General features: G+C 66.7%; 1 pseudogene. It reads left to right on the top strand.

What is annotated here, in order from left to right:
- Positions 1-231: pseudogene (locus AAEY79_RS16585) on the top strand (hypothetical protein); the annotation flags it as partial.

Genomic DNA, 231 nt, shown 5'->3' with positions numbered 1-231 from the left:
ACCTACAACATGCCGTCGACACCGAGCGGGATTCCGTCCGCCAATGCCGGTGGCCTGTCGGCCGACGAGCAATTGGACGGCCCGGTGCTGGCTTTGCTCACCACCGCGCAGCAACAGCAGGCCGGTGGTGACTTGAACGGCGCATCCTCCAGTCTTGAGCGCGCCCAGCGCGTGGCACCGCGCGAACCGCAAGTGCTGTATCGCTTGGCACAAGTGCGCATGGCCCAGGGC

This window comes from Psychrobacter sp. GW64-MNA-CIBAN-0177, from assembly GCF_040309585.1.
GTDB classification, from domain to species: domain Bacteria; phylum Pseudomonadota; class Gammaproteobacteria; order Pseudomonadales; family Moraxellaceae; genus Psychrobacter; species Psychrobacter okhotskensis.
The sequence above is the reverse complement of the archived record's forward strand: the minus strand, read 5'-3'. Positions and strand labels throughout refer to the sequence as shown.